Origin of the sequence: Rahnella aquatilis CIP 78.65 = ATCC 33071 (assembly GCF_000241955.1) — a bacterium.
Taxonomy (GTDB): domain Bacteria; phylum Pseudomonadota; class Gammaproteobacteria; order Enterobacterales; family Enterobacteriaceae; genus Rahnella; species Rahnella aquatilis.
Map to the genome: position 1 here is coordinate 799,839 of NC_016818.1, position 15,899 is coordinate 815,737.

The window sequence follows — 15,899 nt, forward strand, 5'->3', positions numbered from 1 at the left end:
TTATGGTGGCAGAACTTAACGCGTTGCGCGATCAGATCGACGACGTTGATAAAGCGTTGTTGGATCTCTTATCACGGCGTCTGGCGCTGGTGGCAGAAGTCGGGGAAGTCAAAAGCCGTTATGGTTTGCCGATTTATGTGCCTGAACGGGAAGCCGCCATGCTGGCTTCACGTCGTCAGGAAGCGCAGAACCTCGGTGTTCCGCCGGATCTGATTGAAGATGTATTGCGCCGCGTGATGCGTGAGTCCTACTCAAGCGAAAACGATAAAGGCTTTAAAACGCTGCATCCGGCACTGCGCCCGGTAGTGATTATCGGTGGCAACGGGCAGATGGGGCGTTTGTTCACCCGCTTGCTGGAGCTTTCCGGTTATCAGGTGAAAGTGCTGGAGCAGGAAGACTGGCCACAGGCAGAAACGCTGCTGGCGGATGCCGGTATGGTGATTGTCAGCGTGCCGATCCATCTGACCGAAGACGTGATTGCCCGTCTGCCGAAACTGCCTGATGATTGTATTCTGGTGGATCTGGCGTCGGTGAAAAATCGTCCTCTACAGGCGATGCTGGCGGTGCATGAAGGTCCTGTGCTTGGCCTGCATCCGATGTTTGGCCCTGATGTCAGCAGCCTGGCAAAACAGGTTGTGGTGTACTGTGATGGCCGTGAACCTCAGGCCTATCAGTGGTTGCTGGAGCAGTTGCAGGTCTGGGGCGCGCGGTTGCATAAAATCAGCGCCGTCGAACATGACCAGAACATGGCCTTTATTCAGGCGCTGCGCCACTTCGCGACCTTTGCATATGGCCTGCATTTGTCAGAAGAGAATGTACAGATCGAGCAGTTACTGGCGCTGTCTTCGCCAATTTATCGCCTCGAACTGGCGATGGTCGGACGCCTGTTTGCACAGGATCCTCAGCTTTACGCTGACATTATTATGTCGTCAGAAAGCAATCTGGCGCTGATCAAACGTTACTATCAGCGTTTTGGTGATGCCCTTGCTCTGCTGGAAAGCGGTGACAAACAGGCGTTTATCGATAAATTCAGACAGGTTGAGCACTGGTTTGGCGATTATGCGCCGCGGTTCCTGAAAGAAAGTGGTGCGTTACTGCGTCAGGCAAACGACAACCGCAAGTAATTCGATGGGCTGATGAAGAGAAGGGCGTTGCAGTCGTATGCAACGCCCTTTTTGTTTGCGCAATTACAGATCGACGGAGACGACGTTTTCGCTTGGATAACAGCCAAGAACTTTCAGTGAGCGTGTGATTGGCGCCAGATCCTTCAGCGCCTTTTTCATCTCTTCTGAACGCAGGTTGGCCTGCACATCGATGTAAAACATCTCCTCCCACGGATTGCCGTTAATCGGGCGTGATTCCAGTTTGGTCATGATGATGCCCTGATCGCGCAGTACCAGAAGCGCATTCACCAGCGCACCTGCTTGCTGGCCGGTTGCCATAATCAACGTGGTTTTAGCCGGAACCTGATCCGTCACTTCAATGGCTTTGCGCGCCAGAATAATGAAGCGGGTGATATTTTCCTGCTGGTTTGCCAGATTATGTTCAAGCACCTGCAGTTTATATAGCGCGCCACCGGCTTCGCTGCCCAGCGCAGCAACATGAGGAGAATTGGCTGCCGCCACTTTTTCCATCGCCGCGGCAGTACTTTCACAGTATTCAATTTTCCAGTGAGGGAAACGGTTAATGAACTGGCTGCATTGCTGGAACGGTTGCGGATGACTGTAAACCGTCTGAATCTGCGACAAATCGGTGTCGGTTGCCACCAGCACGCAATGGTCGATAGGATTCGTCAGCTCGCCCACAATCGACAGACTGGTATGCTGTAGCAGGTCATATACATCATTGATCGAGCCTGAACTGGTATTTTCAATCGGCAATACCGCGTAATCGGCCTGACCGGTTTCTACCTGAGAAAAGATATCCTGGAATTTCTGACAGCCGCACTCGATGAACTGGTCGAAATGACGGGCGGCAAACTGACGGGCGGCGAGGTGTGAATATGAACCTTTCGGACCGAGGAAAGCGATGCGGGCGGAGTCAGAAGGGGTGTTATTCAGATGTTGTTGCAAAAGCGCCTGTTGCGTGAGAACAGAATCTTCAATGATCAACTGATAAACGCGGGTGATGTAATGCCCGTCCAGCCCCTGCTTTTTCCCCTCCTGAATCAGCGTGTTAATCAATTCTGCTTCGCGTTCTTTATCGCGAATAGGGCGGTGAGAGTGCATTTTGGATTGCGCGACCTCAATTGCCATCGTACGTCGTTCTGCCAGCAGGGCCAGCAGTTTCAGGTCTAATGCGCTGATACGTTCGCGCAGTGCCAGTAATGAATTCTCGGTCATGTCGTTACCCTTTTAGATGTTCTTTCTTTCAGCAAAATGTGTAAAACGCAGGCATAAAAAAAGCCCCCTTTTCAGGAGGCTTTGTTGTTCGTCTTCGCATTTATTCTTTCGCGACGAAACGCCTCCCAATCAGGGGAAGGTAAAAAAGAATGCGAAGAAAAACAGACGGGAATTCATCTATGCGTTGTTTCCATAAGTTTGAGCAGAGTCTTAAAGTAACCGCAGGGTTTTCCTTGTGTCAATAACATTTCCTTCAGGCACAAAAAACGCGCTCCGCGGAGCGCGTGGTTACTGACATGTCGGATAACCCGGTTATTCCTCTTCTTCCTGCACCGGTTCCAGATTGAGTTCTTTAACGCCGGACTCTGCACGGCGGGCCTCACCCTTGTGCTGCGCTTTGTTGAGCTGACGCTCAAGCTTGGTGGTCATTTCGTTAATCGCAGCGTACATGTCATCGTGCGTGGCACTGGCAACCAGTTTTCCGTTTGGTGTACTGATAGTCGCATCGGCGACAAATCCCTGAGGTTCTTTCGACAGGATGATGTGCGGATTAATCAGCTGAGTTTGCCATTTATCCAGTTTTTTCAGACGGCCTTCGATGTGTTCACGAATAGCAGCAGTGATGTCCATTTGTTTACTGGTAATGTTGACTGTCATATAACTTACCTCTCTTCTTTCCGTCTCCGATGAATCCAACATACCAGCCTTTTTTACGAAATGCGTCCCCAGGCTCACGGTTTTTTGTCACTTTTTGTCAACTTTGACGTTTATGTGATGCAAGGTAATTAATGGCCGGAAAGGCCTTGAGACTTCATTCAGGAGCAGGCATGATTGATGGGATCAGTGTGTTATTCTTTCCTGTGTTTCTGCGATTCTCCCCTGAAAAAGAGCCAAAAAAAACGGCAGCCTGAGCTACCGTTTGTCTACGGACATGTGAAATTACGCTGCGCTGTTGGCGGCAATAATTTTCGCGACTTTATCAGCCTGAGTGTTCAGCTGCAGTTCGCGGTAGGCGTTTTCCATCAACGGCAACGCATCATGCGTTGCTTTTGTATCCGGGTAATCTTTCAGCATTTGCTCTACACGGTTAACGACAGCGACGTAAGCACCGCGTTTAGTGTAGTATTGCACCACTGACAGTTCGTATTTCGCCAAACGATCTTTCAGGAACACCAAACGTTTAGTCGCGTCTGTAGCGTACTGGCTGTTTGGATACGTGTGGATCAGCTGGCTGAAATCACGGAATGCTGCACGTGCATGCTGTGGATCACGGTCTGAACGATCAACCCCGAAAAATCCTTGCAGTGCACTGTCATCCAACGCCATATCCGTTAAACCACGCATATACATGACGTAGTCGATATTCGGATGGGTTGGGTTCAGACGCATAAAGCGATCAATAGAAGCCTGAGCCATAGGCAAGTCAGCAGACTTGTAATAGGCATAAATCAGATCTAACTGAACTTGCTGCGAGTAAGGCCCAAACGGGTAGCGGTTATCCAGCGCTTCTAATTGCGCAATAGCGCCTTTAAAGTTACCGTCCTGCAGCTTTTGCTGGGCAGTGGCATAAAGGACGTTAGGCGGGTTATCGGGAACCGTTTCTTTGGAACTGGAGCAACCGACCAGCGCCAGGCTCAACGTGGCTGCTGCCACCAGATATTTCACACGCGTCATGACGTTTTGATTATCCTCAGGTGTTATTCTGGGAGACTGTCCGTTAAGCTCCCGACAAAGACCAGCTACAATAGCACATTATTTTAAACGGCATCGCCGTGAAAACCCAACGTTAACCAAGAAGCTGCATATGGCACAACAAGTACAACTCACCGCAACGGTGGCCGAATCTCAACTCGGTCAACGGTTAGATCAGGCTTTGGCCGAATTGTTCCCTGATTATTCAAGATCTCGCATAAAAGATTGGATCCTTGAAGACAGGGTCACGGTCAATGGCAAAAAAGTGACCAAACCAAAAGAAAAAGTGTTGGGTGGCGAGGCTATCGCAATCGATGCGCAAATTGAAGAAGAAGCGCGTTGGCTGCCACAAGATATCGCTTTAGATATCGTGTATGAAGATACTGATATTTTAGTCATCAATAAACCCCGCGATCTGGTTGTTCATCCGGGCGCAGGGAATCCTGATGGCACGGTACTGAATGCGCTGCTGCATTATTACCCGGCAATTATTGATGTACCGCGCTGCGGCATCGTGCATCGCCTGGATAAAGATACCACCGGTCTGATGGTGATCGCCAAATCGGTGCCCGCACAAACGCACCTGGTGACCGCACTTCAGGCCCGCGAAATTACCCGCGAATATGAAGCAGTGGCGATTGGTACAATGACGGCAGGCGGCACTGTGAATGAGCCGATTGCGCGCCATTCCACCAAGCGTACGCATATGGCGGTTCATCCGACAGGAAAACCGGCGACTACGCATTACCGCATCATGGAGCATTTCCGTGCTCATACGCGTCTGCGCTTGCGTCTGGAGTCAGGTCGCACACACCAGATCCGTGTGCATATGGCGCACATTAACCACCCTCTGTTAGGCGATCAGCTTTATGGCGGCCGTCCGCGTCTGCCGAAAGGCGCCTCAGAATCGTTCATTAATATGCTGCGCGGGTTCGATCGTCAGGCTCTTCACGCTACTATGCTGCGCCTTTATCATCCGGTCACTGGTATTCAGATGGAATGGCATGCGCCAATTCCTCAGGATATGGTTGATCTGATTAATGCGCTCAAAGCAGATACTGAAGAGTTCAAGGATCAGATGAACTGGTAATGAGCGCCCTTATCCAGCCTCAGTGGCCGCAACCGGCATCGGTGCGGTCATGTGCAACAACCCGTGAAGGAGGCGTCAGTTTGCCTCCTTACGGGGCGCTCAACCTCGGCAGCCATGTCGGGGATTCTCCTGAAGATGTCGCTGCGAACCGCCAGCGTTTAATCGAACTTGGCGGTCTGCCTGCTGCGCCACACTGGCTGGAGCAGGTGCATGGCACCGATGTTATTCGTTTAACGACCGAAACGCCCCCTGTCTCCTCACTGATTGCTGATGCGGCGTATACCCGCGAATCAGGCGTTGTGTGTGCAGCAATGACGGCGGACTGCTTGCCGGTGCTGTTCTGCAGCAGGAATGGCGATGAAGTGGCAGCAGCCCACGCCGGCTGGCGTGGTTTGTGTGCGGGTGTGTTAGAAAACACAGTGGCCTGTTTTGAAGCGACGCCTGCAGACGTGATGGCGTGGATGGGACCTGCGATTGGCCCTTCTCATTTTGAAGTTGGCGGTGAAGTACGTGAAGCTTTTATGGCTGTGGACTCTGCCGCATCAGCCGCTTTTACACCTGCAGGGTCCAAATTTATGGCCGACATTTATCAACTTGCACGGTTTCGCTTGCAAGCTGCGGGCATCACCGCTATCTACGGCGGTGAATATTGCACCGTGACAAACAGCAACAAATTTTACTCTTACCGGCGCGACGGAATTACCGGACGGCTGGCAAGTTTAATTTGGCTGATATAACCTATTGAATCAAGACGATCCATCGCGCATAACCGCTGTCCTCAGAATATACTGCCAAGATAACCTTGAAAACGTGAGGGTTGACCTCATCTAATCTCCAGTAGCAATTTTGTTCAGTATTGGAGGTGTTATGCGTCTGGATCGTCTTACCAGCAAATTCCAGCTTGCCCTCGCGGATGCCCAGTCACTCGCGCTCGGGCGCGACAATCAATTTATCGAACCTGTTCACCTGATGAGTGCATTGCTCACTCAGGAAGGCGGAACCGTGCGTCCTTTATTAACAGCGGCTGGGGTTGATACCCAGAAACTGCGCACGGACGTTGATCAGGCTTTGGGGCGTTTGCCGCAAGTTGAAGGTACCGGCGGTGATGTTCAACCATCCCATGAGCTGGTACGTGTTTTAAATCTTTGTGACAAATTGGCACAACAACGTGCCGATACTTTCATCTCTTCAGAACTGTTTGTTCTGGCTGTGATGAAAGACCGCGGCTCTTTAACGGATCTGTTAAAAGCCTGTGGTGCAACGGCCGAGAAAATCACAACGGCTATCGATCAAATGCGTGGGGGTGAGAAAGTGGATGACCAGAATGCCGAAGACCAACGTCAGGCATTGAAAAAATTCACTATCGATCTGACCGAACGTGCCGAGCAGGGCAAACTGGATCCGGTTATCGGTCGTGATGAAGAAATTCGCCGGACCATTCAGGTTCTGCAACGTCGTACCAAAAATAACCCGGTTCTGATTGGTGAACCAGGTGTCGGTAAAACCGCGATTGCGGAAGGACTGGCACAGCGCATCATTAATGGTGAAGTGCCCGAAGGCCTGAAAAATAAACGCGTACTTTCATTAGATATGGGCGCCCTTGTGGCCGGGGCTAAATACCGTGGGGAATTTGAAGAACGACTGAAAGGTGTCCTGAGCGATCTCGCTAAACAGGAAGGCAATGTCATTCTGTTTATCGACGAATTGCACACCATGGTCGGTGCCGGTAAAGCCGATGGCGCGATGGATGCCGGTAATATGCTTAAACCGGCATTAGCGCGGGGGGAACTTCATTGTGTGGGCGCGACGACATTAAACGAATATCGTCAGTTTATCGAGAAAGATGCAGCGTTAGAGCGACGTTTCCAAAAAGTGTTTGTCGCCGAGCCGTCTGTTGAAGATACCATTGCTATTTTGCGTGGCCTGAAAGAACGCTATGAGCTGCATCACCATGTGCAGATTACTGACCCGGCAATTGTTGCGGCAGCTACATTGTCGCACCGTTATATTTCTGACCGTCAGTTACCGGATAAAGCGATCGACCTTATCGATGAAGCAGCATCCAGCATTCGTATGCAAATGGATTCCAAACCTGAATCTCTGGACCGTCTCGAACGTCGTATTATCCAGCTCAAACTGGAACAGCAGGCGCTGAAAAAAGAGTCTGATGATGCCAGCGTGAAACGCCTGGAAATGCTGGAAACCGAACTGAACCAGAAAGAGCGTGAATATTCTGAGCTGGAAGAAGAATGGAAAGCCGAGAAAGCCTCCCTGACCGGCACGCAGAATATTAAAGCCGAACTGGAGCAGGCTAAGATCACGCTTGAACAGGCCCGTCGTGTTGGCGACCTGGGTCGGATGTCAGAATTGCAGTACGGGAAAATTCCTGAACTGGAAAAACAACTGGCAGCTGCAACTCAGGCTGAAGGTAAGACCATGAAGCTGTTACGAAACCGCGTGACAGATGTGGAAATTGCCGATGTGCTGGCGCGCTGGACCGGCATTCCGGTTGCCCGGATGCTGGAAAGTGAGCGTGAAAAACTGCTGCGCATGGAAGAAGAACTGCATAACCGCGTAATCGGCCAGAACGAAGCGGTGGAAGCGGTATCTAATGCGATTCGTCGTAGCCGCGCAGGGTTGTCAGATCCAAACCGTCCGATCGGGTCATTCCTTTTCCTCGGTCCGACCGGTGTGGGTAAAACAGAGCTGTGTAAAGCGCTGGCGACATTCCTGTTTAACAGTGATGACGCGATGGTTCGTATCGATATGTCAGAGTTTATGGAGAAACACTCGGTTTCACGTCTGGTCGGTGCGCCTCCGGGCTATGTCGGTTATGAGGAAGGTGGCTATCTGACAGAAGCTGTCCGTCGTCGTCCTTATTCTGTCATCTTATTAGATGAAGTGGAAAAGGCGCACCCGGATGTTTTCAACATCTTATTGCAGGTGTTGGATGACGGTCGCTTGACTGACGGGCAGGGCAGAACGGTCGACTTCCGTAACACGGTTGTCATCATGACGTCTAACCTGGGTTCTGACATTATTCAGCAGCACTTCGGTGAGGCCAGCTATGCGCAGATGAAAGAATCGGTAATGGAAGTGGTTACACACAGCTTCCGTCCGGAATTCATCAACCGTATAGATGAAGTGGTCGTGTTCCATCCACTGGGTCATGCGCATATTAAAAATATCGCCAAGATTCAGCTGGAACGTTTGTACAAACGTCTGGAAGAACATGGCTACACAGCCACCCTGACCGATGCGGCTCTGGAATTGCTGGGGAATACCGGATTTGACCCGGTATATGGCGCGCGTCCGTTGAAACGTGCCATCCAGCAGGAGATTGAGAACCCGCTGGCGCAGCAAATCTTGTCAGGTAAGCTGATCCCAGGTAAGCCGATTACTGTCGATGTGGAAAATGATCACATCATCGCAAGACAGTAAATAGATACGTAGCAACCTTAAACGGGCTCCGGAGTCATCCGGAGCCCGTTTTTTATGCATTACTTGTTCGTTATTAATTCATTTGATGAATTTATGAACGCTTGGTAAGAAAAGTGAAATTAGCCCTTGCGGCCTGCTGAGAACTCCCTATAATGCCGCTCCATCGACAGGGAACAACGTGAACAACATCACGAAGTGACCGGGTCGGAAAGATTAAAAACAGTGATGACCGGGTAAAATAAACGGTTGACACTGAATGAGGAAAGCGTAATATACGCCACCTCGAGTTAGCAAGCGAAAGCGCGTAACTCACTGCTCTTTAACAATTTATCAGACAATCTGTGTGGGCACTCACAAGACGATATCAGCCACCTCGGTGGCAAAAAATATCAAGTCTTAGAGTGACCAAGCAGTAATTCATTTAGTTGAATTATTACGAAGTAATCTCTGAGCACCGCTTCACTTGTTGAAGCAAATCGAACTTTTAATTGAAGAGTTTGATCATGGCTCAGATTGAACGCTGGCGGCAGGCCTAACACATGCAAGTCGAGCGGCAGCGGGAAGTAGCTTGCTACTTTGCCGGCGAGCGGCGGACGGGTGAGTAATGTCTGGGAAACTGCCTGATGGAGGGGGATAACTACTGGAAACGGTAGCTAATACCGCATGACCTCGAAAGAGCAAAGTGGGGGATCTTCGGACCTCACGCCATCGGATGTGCCCAGATGGGATTAGCTAGTAGGTGAGGTAATGGCTCACCTAGGCGACGATCCCTAGCTGGTCTGAGAGGATGACCAGCCACACTGGAACTGAGACACGGTCCAGACTCCTACGGGAGGCAGCAGTGGGGAATATTGCACAATGGGCGCAAGCCTGATGCAGCCATGCCGCGTGTGTGAAGAAGGCCTTAGGGTTGTAAAGCACTTTCAGCGAGGAGGAAGGCATCACACTTAATACGTGTGGTGATTGACGTTACTCGCAGAAGAAGCACCGGCTAACTCCGTGCCAGCAGCCGCGGTAATACGGAGGGTGCAAGCGTTAATCGGAATTACTGGGCGTAAAGCGCACGCAGGCGGTTTGTTAAGTCAGATGTGAAATCCCCGCGCTTAACGTGGGAACTGCATTTGAAACTGGCAAGCTAGAGTCTTGTAGAGGGGGGTAGAATTCCAGGTGTAGCGGTGAAATGCGTAGAGATCTGGAGGAATACCGGTGGCGAAGGCGGCCCCCTGGACAAAGACTGACGCTCAGGTGCGAAAGCGTGGGGAGCAAACAGGATTAGATACCCTGGTAGTCCACGCTGTAAACGATGTCGACTTGGAGGTTGTGCCCTTGAGGCGTGGCTTCCGGAGCTAACGCGTTAAGTCGACCGCCTGGGGAGTACGGCCGCAAGGTTAAAACTCAAATGAATTGACGGGGGCCCGCACAAGCGGTGGAGCATGTGGTTTAATTCGATGCAACGCGAAGAACCTTACCTACTCTTGACATCCACGGAATTCGCCAGAGATGGCTTAGTGCCTTCGGGAACCGTGAGACAGGTGCTGCATGGCTGTCGTCAGCTCGTGTTGTGAAATGTTGGGTTAAGTCCCGCAACGAGCGCAACCCTTATCCTTTGTTGCCAGCGAGTAATGTCGGGAACTCAAAGGAGACTGCCGGTGATAAACCGGAGGAAGGTGGGGATGACGTCAAGTCATCATGGCCCTTACGAGTAGGGCTACACACGTGCTACAATGGCATATACAAAGAGAAGCGAACTCGCGAGAGCAAGCGGACCTCATAAAGTATGTCGTAGTCCGGATTGGAGTCTGCAACTCGACTCCATGAAGTCGGAATCGCTAGTAATCGTAGATCAGAATGCTACGGTGAATACGTTCCCGGGCCTTGTACACACCGCCCGTCACACCATGGGAGTGGGTTGCAAAAGAAGTAGGTAGCTTAACCTTCGGGAGGGCGCTTACCACTTTGTGATTCATGACTGGGGTGAAGTCGTAACAAGGTAACCGTAGGGGAACCTGCGGTTGGATCACCTCCTTACCTCAAGATACGCATTGTGCAGTGTCCACACAGATTGTCTGATAGAAAGTAACGAGCAGAAATACCTTAATAGGCTTGTAGCTCAGGTGGTTAGAGCGCACCCCTGATAAGGGTGAGGTCGGTGGTTCAAGTCCACTCAGGCCTACCAATTCGTCCTCATGCTGCGTTGTCGTCACACTCGTTTGCGGTTGCAAACGTCGTATGAACTCCGCCTTGCCTGAGAACAAATTGGCTGACTCATCTTGCTGATGAGTGATTAAGGTATCTGTAAGTGACTGTATGGGGCTATAGCTCAGCTGGGAGAGCGCCTGCCTTGCACGCAGGAGGTCAGCGGTTCGATCCCGCTTAGCTCCACCATTACCGTACAGCCCCTAAATAATACTTCAGAGCGTATTGGAAACAGTATGCTGCGAAGTATTTTGCTCTTTAACAATCCGGAACAAGCTGAAAATTGAAAGTTTACAGCTGAACATCACTCTCCGTAGCAGTACTGAGTGGTGGATTAGTCTGTAACAGAGTCTCTCAAATAATCGCAATGCGACGGTGGAAACACCTTCGGGTTGTGAGGTTAAGCGACTAAGCGTACACGGTGGATGCCTAGGCAGTCAGAGGCGATGAAGGGCGTGCTAATCTGCGAAAAGCGTCGGTAAGGTGATATGAACCGTTATACCCGACGATACCCGAATGGGGAAACCCAGTGTGCTCCGGCACATTATCATTACATGAATACATAGTGTAATGAGGCGAACCGGGGGAACTGAAACATCTAAGTACCCCGAGGAAAAGAAATCAACCGAGATTCCCCCAGTAGCGGCGAGCGAACGGGGAAGAGCCCAGAACCTGAATCAGTTTGTGTGTTAGTGGAAGCGTCTGGAAAGTCGCACGGTACAGGGTGATAGTCCCGTACACAAAAATGCACAGGCTGTGAGTTCGATGAGTAGGGCGGGACACGTGACATCCTGTCTGAATATGGGGGGACCATCCTCCAAGGCTAAATACTCCTGACTGACCGATAGTGAACCAGTACCGTGAGGGAAAGGCGAAAAGAACCCCGGCGAGGGGAGTGAAATAGAACCTGAAACCGTGTACGTACAAGCAGTGGGAGCCTACTTTGTTGGGTGACTGCGTACCTTTTGTATAATGGGTCAGCGACTTATATTTTGTAGCAAGGTTAACCGAATAGGGGAGCCGTAGGGAAACCGAGTCTTAACTGGGCGTCAAGTTGCAAGGTATAGACCCGAAACCCGGTGATCTAGCCATGGGCAGGTTGAAGGTTGGGTAACACTAACTGGAGGACCGAACCGACTAATGTTGAAAAATTAGCGGATGACTTGTGGCTGGGGGTGAAAGGCCAATCAAACCGGGAGATAGCTGGTTCTCCCCGAAAGCTATTTAGGTAGCGCCTCGTGAACTCATCTTCGGGGGTAGAGCACTGTTTCGACTAGGGGGCCATCCCGGCTTACCAACTCGATGCAAACTACGAATACCGAAGAATGTTATCACGGGAGACACACGGCGGGTGCTAACGTCCGTCGTGAAGAGGGAAACAACCCAGACCGCCAGCTAAGGTCCCAAAGTCATGGTTAAGTGGGAAACGATGTGGGAAGGCATAGACAGCCAGGATGTTGGCTTAGAAGCAGCCATCATTTAAAGAAAGCGTAATAGCTCACTGGTCGAGTCGGCCTGCGCGGAAGATGTAACGGGGCTAAACCATGCACCGAAGCTGCGGCAGCGACGCTTATGCGTTGTTGGGTAGGGGAGCGTTCTGTAAGCCGTCGAAGGTGGACTGTGAGGTCTGCTGGAGGTATCAGAAGTGCGAATGCTGACATAAGTAACGATAATGCGGGTGAAAAACCCGCACGCCGGAAGACCAAGGGTTCCTGTCCAACGTTAATCGGGGCAGGGTGAGTCGACCCCTAAGGCGAGGCTGAAAAGCGTAGTCGATGGGAAGCAGGTTAATATTCCTGCACTTGGTGTTACTGCGAAGGGGGGACGGAGAAGGCTAGGCTGGCCGGGCGACGGTTGTCCCGGTTCAAGCGTGTAGGGGGTGTGACCTGGTAAATCCGGTTGCATATCAACCCTGAGGCGTGATAACGAGCCACTACGGTGGTGAAGTAGCTGATGCCATGCTTCCAGGAAAAGCCTCTAAGCTCCAGGTAACACGAAATCGTACCCCAAACCGACACAGGTGGTCAGGTAGAGAATACTCAGGCGCTTGAGAGAACTCGGGTGAAGGAACTAGGCAAAATGGTGCCGTAACTTCGGGAGAAGGCACGCTGGCGCGTAGGTGAAGGGACTTGCTCCCGGAGCTGAAGCCAGTCGAAGATACCAGCTGGCTGCAACTGTTTAATAAAAACACAGCACTGTGCAAACACGAAAGTGGACGTATACGGTGTGACGCCTGCCCGGTGCCGGAAGGTTAATTGATGGGGTCAGCCGCAAGGCGAAGCTCTTGATCGAAGCCCCGGTAAACGGCGGCCGTAACTATAACGGTCCTAAGGTAGCGAAATTCCTTGTCGGGTAAGTTCCGACCTGCACGAATGGCGTAATGATGGCCAGGCTGTCTCCACCCGAGACTCAGTGAAATTGAACTCGCTGTGAAGATGCAGTGTACCCGCGGCAAGACGGAAAGACCCCGTGAACCTTTACTATAGCTTGACACTGAACATTGAGCCTTGATGTGTAGGATAGGTGGGAGGCTTTGAAGCGTGGACGCCAGTCTGCGTGGAGCCAACCTTGAAATACCACCCTTTAATGTTTGATGTTCTAACTCGGCCCCGTAATCCGGGGTGAGGACAGTGTCTGGTGGGTAGTTTGACTGGGGCGGTCTCCTCCTAAAGAGTAACGGAGGAGCACGAAGGTTAGCTAATCACGGTCGGACATCGTGAGGTTAGTGCAATGGCATAAGCTAGCTTGACTGCGAGAGTGACGGCTCGAGCAGGTACGAAAGTAGGTCATAGTGATCCGGTGGTTCTGAATGGAAGGGCCATCGCTCAACGGATAAAAGGTACTCCGGGGATAACAGGCTGATACCGCCCAAGAGTTCATATCGACGGCGGTGTTTGGCACCTCGATGTCGGCTCATCACATCCTGGGGCTGAAGTAGGTCCCAAGGGTATGGCTGTTCGCCATTTAAAGTGGTACGCGAGCTGGGTTTAGAACGTCGTGAGACAGTTCGGTCCCTATCTGCCGTGGGCGTTGGAAGATTGAGAGGGGCTGCTCCTAGTACGAGAGGACCGGAGTGGACGCATCACTGGTGTTCGGGTTGTCATGCCAATGGCATTGCCCGGTAGCTAAATGCGGAAAAGATAAGCGCTGAAAGCATCTAAGCGCGAAACTTGCCTCGAGATGAGTCTTCCCTGTGGCTTTAAGCCACCTGAAGGGACGTTTAAGACTAAGACGTTGATAGGCTGGGTGTGTAAGTGCAGCGATGCATTGAGCTAACCAGTACTAATGACCCGAGAGGCTTAACCTTACAACACCGAAGGTGTTTTTGATTTGAGAGACAGACTCGAGAGAGTAGATTTTCAGCGAATTGTTCCGGTATTGGTTCGTATGGCGGCGTGTGATGAGAAATTATGACACGACGCGGTATGAATGAAACAGAATTTGCCTGGCGGCAGTAGCGCGGTGGTCCCACCTGACCCCATGCCGAACTCAGAAGTGAAACGCCGTAGCGCCGATGGTAGTGTGGGGTCTCCCCATGCGAGAGTAGGGAACTGCCAGGCATCAAATAAGTGGAAAGCCCTGTACTGACGTACAGGGCTTTTTGCTATGGAAAATTTGACGACTAATACGACCTTAATCGCGCTTCGCGTCACAAAAAACGCCGCAACTCCAGGTAACAACCAAATTAATTTCCCTTATTTATTCATTCGTTGCTTAACTCAATATTTCTAATCGAATAATAAGTAGCAGCCTCACATTCCGGGTGAGCACTGCCAGGAGAAAGTAATATGATGGATACTCTGGGATCCCAGCCTGATCATCACGATCAGCAAGATAAGAAGAAACGTATTTTCGCTATTGTGGGGGCGTCTTCAGGAAATCTGGTGGAATGGTTTGATTTCTACGTCTACTCCTTTTGCTCGCTCTACTTTGCCTCTTCATTTTTCCCCAGCGGAAACAGCACAACTCAGTTATTACAAACGGCGGGTGTTTTTGCTGCCGGTTTCTTTATGCGTCCTATTGGCGGATGGTTATTTGGTTATATCGCCGATAAACACGGGCGCAAGAATTCAATGATGATCTCGGTCTGCATGATGTGCTGCGGTTCACTGGTCATTGCCTGTTTGCCTACCTACGCGACGATAGGCAGCTGGGCACCAATCTTATTGCTTATCGCCCGCCTGTTTCAGGGGCTTTCTGTTGGCGGTGAATACGGCACCAGTGCCACTTATATGAGTGAGGTGGCGATTAAAGGCCGTCGCGGTTTTTATGCTTCATTTCAGTATGTGACCTTGATCGGCGGCCAATTACTGGCTCTTCTGGTATTGGTAGTATTGCAGCAAATCTTCTCGAATGATGAACTCAAATCCTGGGCATGGCGGATTCCCTTTGCACTGGGTGCTGTGCTGGCCGTCGTTGCCTTGTTCCTGCGTCGTTCACTGAATGAAACGTCTGATAAACAGACCCGTGAACACAAAGATGCAGGTACGCTTTCAGGATTATGGAAGCATAAAAAAGCGTTCATGATGGTACTGGGATTTACGGCGGCAGGCTCTCTGACGTTCTATACCTTCACGACATATATGCAAAAATATCTGGTGAATACTGCCGGAATGGATACCAAAACCGCCAGCGCATTAATGACTGTCGCCTTGTTTGTCTTTATGTGTTTACAGCCCATTATTGGCGGACTGTCGGACAAAATAGGCCGCCGCAGTTCTATGCTGATATTCAGCGGCCTGGCGACTGTTTTCACCATTCCTATTTTGTATATTCTACAAACTGTTTCCAGTCCTTATATCGCCTTCGGACTTATTGTTATGGCACTGCTGATTGTCAGTTTTTACACATCAATCAGCGGGCTATTAAAGGCAGAGATGTTCCCGCCGGAAGTCAGGGCATTAGGTGTCGGATTATCTTATGCGGTGGCGAATGCTGTGTTTGGCGGCTCGGCAGAATATGTGGCGCTGACCTTTAAATCCTGGAATATTGAAGAAGTGTTTTTCTGGTATGTCTGCGTAATGTGTTTCATTGCATTTATTGTTTCGATGAAATTACACCGCAGGGGAAAGGAAATTCAGCTGTAGTTCGCCCTGTGAGAGTGCAGGGATGCACTTTTAATAATGGTGTTCGGCTCA

8 protein-coding genes, 2 tRNA genes, 3 rRNA genes and 1 other annotated feature are annotated in these 15,899 nt (G+C 50.8%); of the genes, 10 read left to right on the top strand and 3 right to left on the bottom strand.

Annotated elements, in window-relative coordinates; translation table 11 throughout:
• Positions 1-2 precede the first annotated feature (2 nt).
• Positions 3-1,124 (top strand): bifunctional chorismate mutase/prephenate dehydrogenase, encoded by a 1,122-nt coding sequence (gene tyrA / locus RAHAQ2_RS03665; protein WP_015695953.1) that lies wholly within the window; start codon positions 3-5, stop codon positions 1,122-1,124.
• A gap of 63 nt (positions 1,125-1,187) precedes the next feature.
• Here the strand turns inward: tyrA and pheA are convergent, their stop codons facing one another.
• The 3 genes from pheA to bamD all read right to left on the bottom strand — a co-directional run bounded on the left by pheA (position 1,188) and on the right by bamD (position 4,016).
• On the bottom strand, positions 1,188-2,342 hold the full coding sequence (gene pheA, locus RAHAQ2_RS03670; protein WP_015695954.1) for a bifunctional chorismate mutase/prephenate dehydratase: 1,155 nt from the start codon (positions 2,340-2,342) through the stop codon (positions 1,188-1,190).
• A 53-nt stretch (positions 2,343-2,395) separates the two neighbouring features.
• Positions 2,396-2,520, bottom strand: a sequence feature (Phe leader region).
• A 134-nt stretch (positions 2,521-2,654) separates the two neighbouring features.
• Entirely contained in the window at positions 2,655-2,999 is a 345-nt protein-coding gene (raiA, locus tag RAHAQ2_RS03675) for a ribosome-associated translation inhibitor RaiA (RefSeq protein WP_015695955.1), read from the bottom strand.
• 282 nt (positions 3,000-3,281) lie between these two features.
• On the bottom strand, positions 3,282-4,016 hold the full coding sequence (gene bamD, locus RAHAQ2_RS03680; RefSeq protein WP_013574066.1) for an outer membrane protein assembly factor BamD: 735 nt from the start codon (positions 4,014-4,016) through the stop codon (positions 3,282-3,284).
• A 130-nt stretch (positions 4,017-4,146) separates the two neighbouring features.
• Between bamD and rluD the strand changes: the two genes are divergently transcribed.
• From rluD to RAHAQ2_RS03725, 9 genes are all read left to right on the top strand, one after another.
• Complete coding sequence (gene rluD, locus RAHAQ2_RS03685; RefSeq protein WP_015695956.1) at positions 4,147-5,124, top strand: 23S rRNA pseudouridine(1911/1915/1917) synthase RluD; 978 nt, start codon at positions 4,147-4,149, stop codon at positions 5,122-5,124.
• Positions 5,124-5,861: a purine nucleoside phosphorylase YfiH gene (yfiH, locus tag RAHAQ2_RS03690; RefSeq protein WP_015695957.1), complete on the top strand. Its 738-nt coding sequence runs from the start codon at positions 5,124-5,126 to the stop codon at positions 5,859-5,861. Before rluD ends, yfiH begins: the two co-directional genes overlap by 1 nt.
• 130 nt (positions 5,862-5,991) lie before the next feature.
• Entirely contained in the window at positions 5,992-8,565 is a 2,574-nt protein-coding gene (gene clpB / locus RAHAQ2_RS03695; RefSeq protein ID WP_015695958.1) for an ATP-dependent chaperone ClpB, read from the top strand.
• Between the two features lie 485 nt (positions 8,566-9,050).
• Positions 9,051-10,593: ribosomal RNA gene (locus RAHAQ2_RS03700) — 16S ribosomal RNA — on the top strand.
• A gap of 71 nt (positions 10,594-10,664) precedes the next feature.
• Positions 10,665-10,741, top strand: a tRNA-Ile gene (locus RAHAQ2_RS03705).
• Between the two features lie 133 nt (positions 10,742-10,874).
• Positions 10,875-10,950: transfer RNA gene (locus tag RAHAQ2_RS03710), tRNA-Ala, on the top strand.
• Between the two features lie 209 nt (positions 10,951-11,159).
• Positions 11,160-14,068, top strand: a 23S ribosomal RNA gene (locus tag RAHAQ2_RS03715).
• Positions 14,069-14,205: 137 nt separating this feature from the next.
• Positions 14,206-14,321 (top strand): 5S ribosomal RNA (gene rrf / locus RAHAQ2_RS03720).
• The 16S, 23S and 5S rRNA genes sit together here with 2 tRNA genes alongside, the layout of an rRNA operon.
• A 228-nt stretch (positions 14,322-14,549) precedes the next feature.
• Positions 14,550-15,848, top strand: a complete 1,299-nt coding sequence (locus tag RAHAQ2_RS03725) for an MFS family transporter (protein WP_015695959.1) — start codon at positions 14,550-14,552, stop codon at positions 15,846-15,848.
• The last annotated feature ends 51 nt before the right edge of the window (positions 15,849-15,899 follow it).

Coding starts and splice junctions, on each gene's coding strand:
- pheA (WP_015695954.1), bottom strand. CDS start 2,342: ATGACCGAGAATTCATTACTGGCACTGCGCGAACGTATCAGCGCATTA.
- rluD (WP_015695956.1), top strand. CDS start 4,147: ATGGCACAACAAGTACAACTCACCGCAACGGTGGCCGAATCTCAACTC.
- raiA (WP_015695955.1), bottom strand. CDS start 2,999: ATGACAGTCAACATTACCAGTAAACAAATGGACATCACTGCTGCTATT.
- bamD (WP_013574066.1), bottom strand. CDS start 4,016: ATGACGCGTGTGAAATATCTGGTGGCAGCAGCCACGTTGAGCCTGGCG.
- yfiH (WP_015695957.1), top strand. CDS start 5,124: ATGAGCGCCCTTATCCAGCCTCAGTGGCCGCAACCGGCATCGGTGCGG.
- RAHAQ2_RS03725 (WP_015695959.1), top strand. CDS start 14,550: ATGATGGATACTCTGGGATCCCAGCCTGATCATCACGATCAGCAAGAT.
- tyrA (WP_015695953.1), top strand. CDS start 3: ATGGTGGCAGAACTTAACGCGTTGCGCGATCAGATCGACGACGTTGAT.
- clpB (WP_015695958.1), top strand. CDS start 5,992: ATGCGTCTGGATCGTCTTACCAGCAAATTCCAGCTTGCCCTCGCGGAT.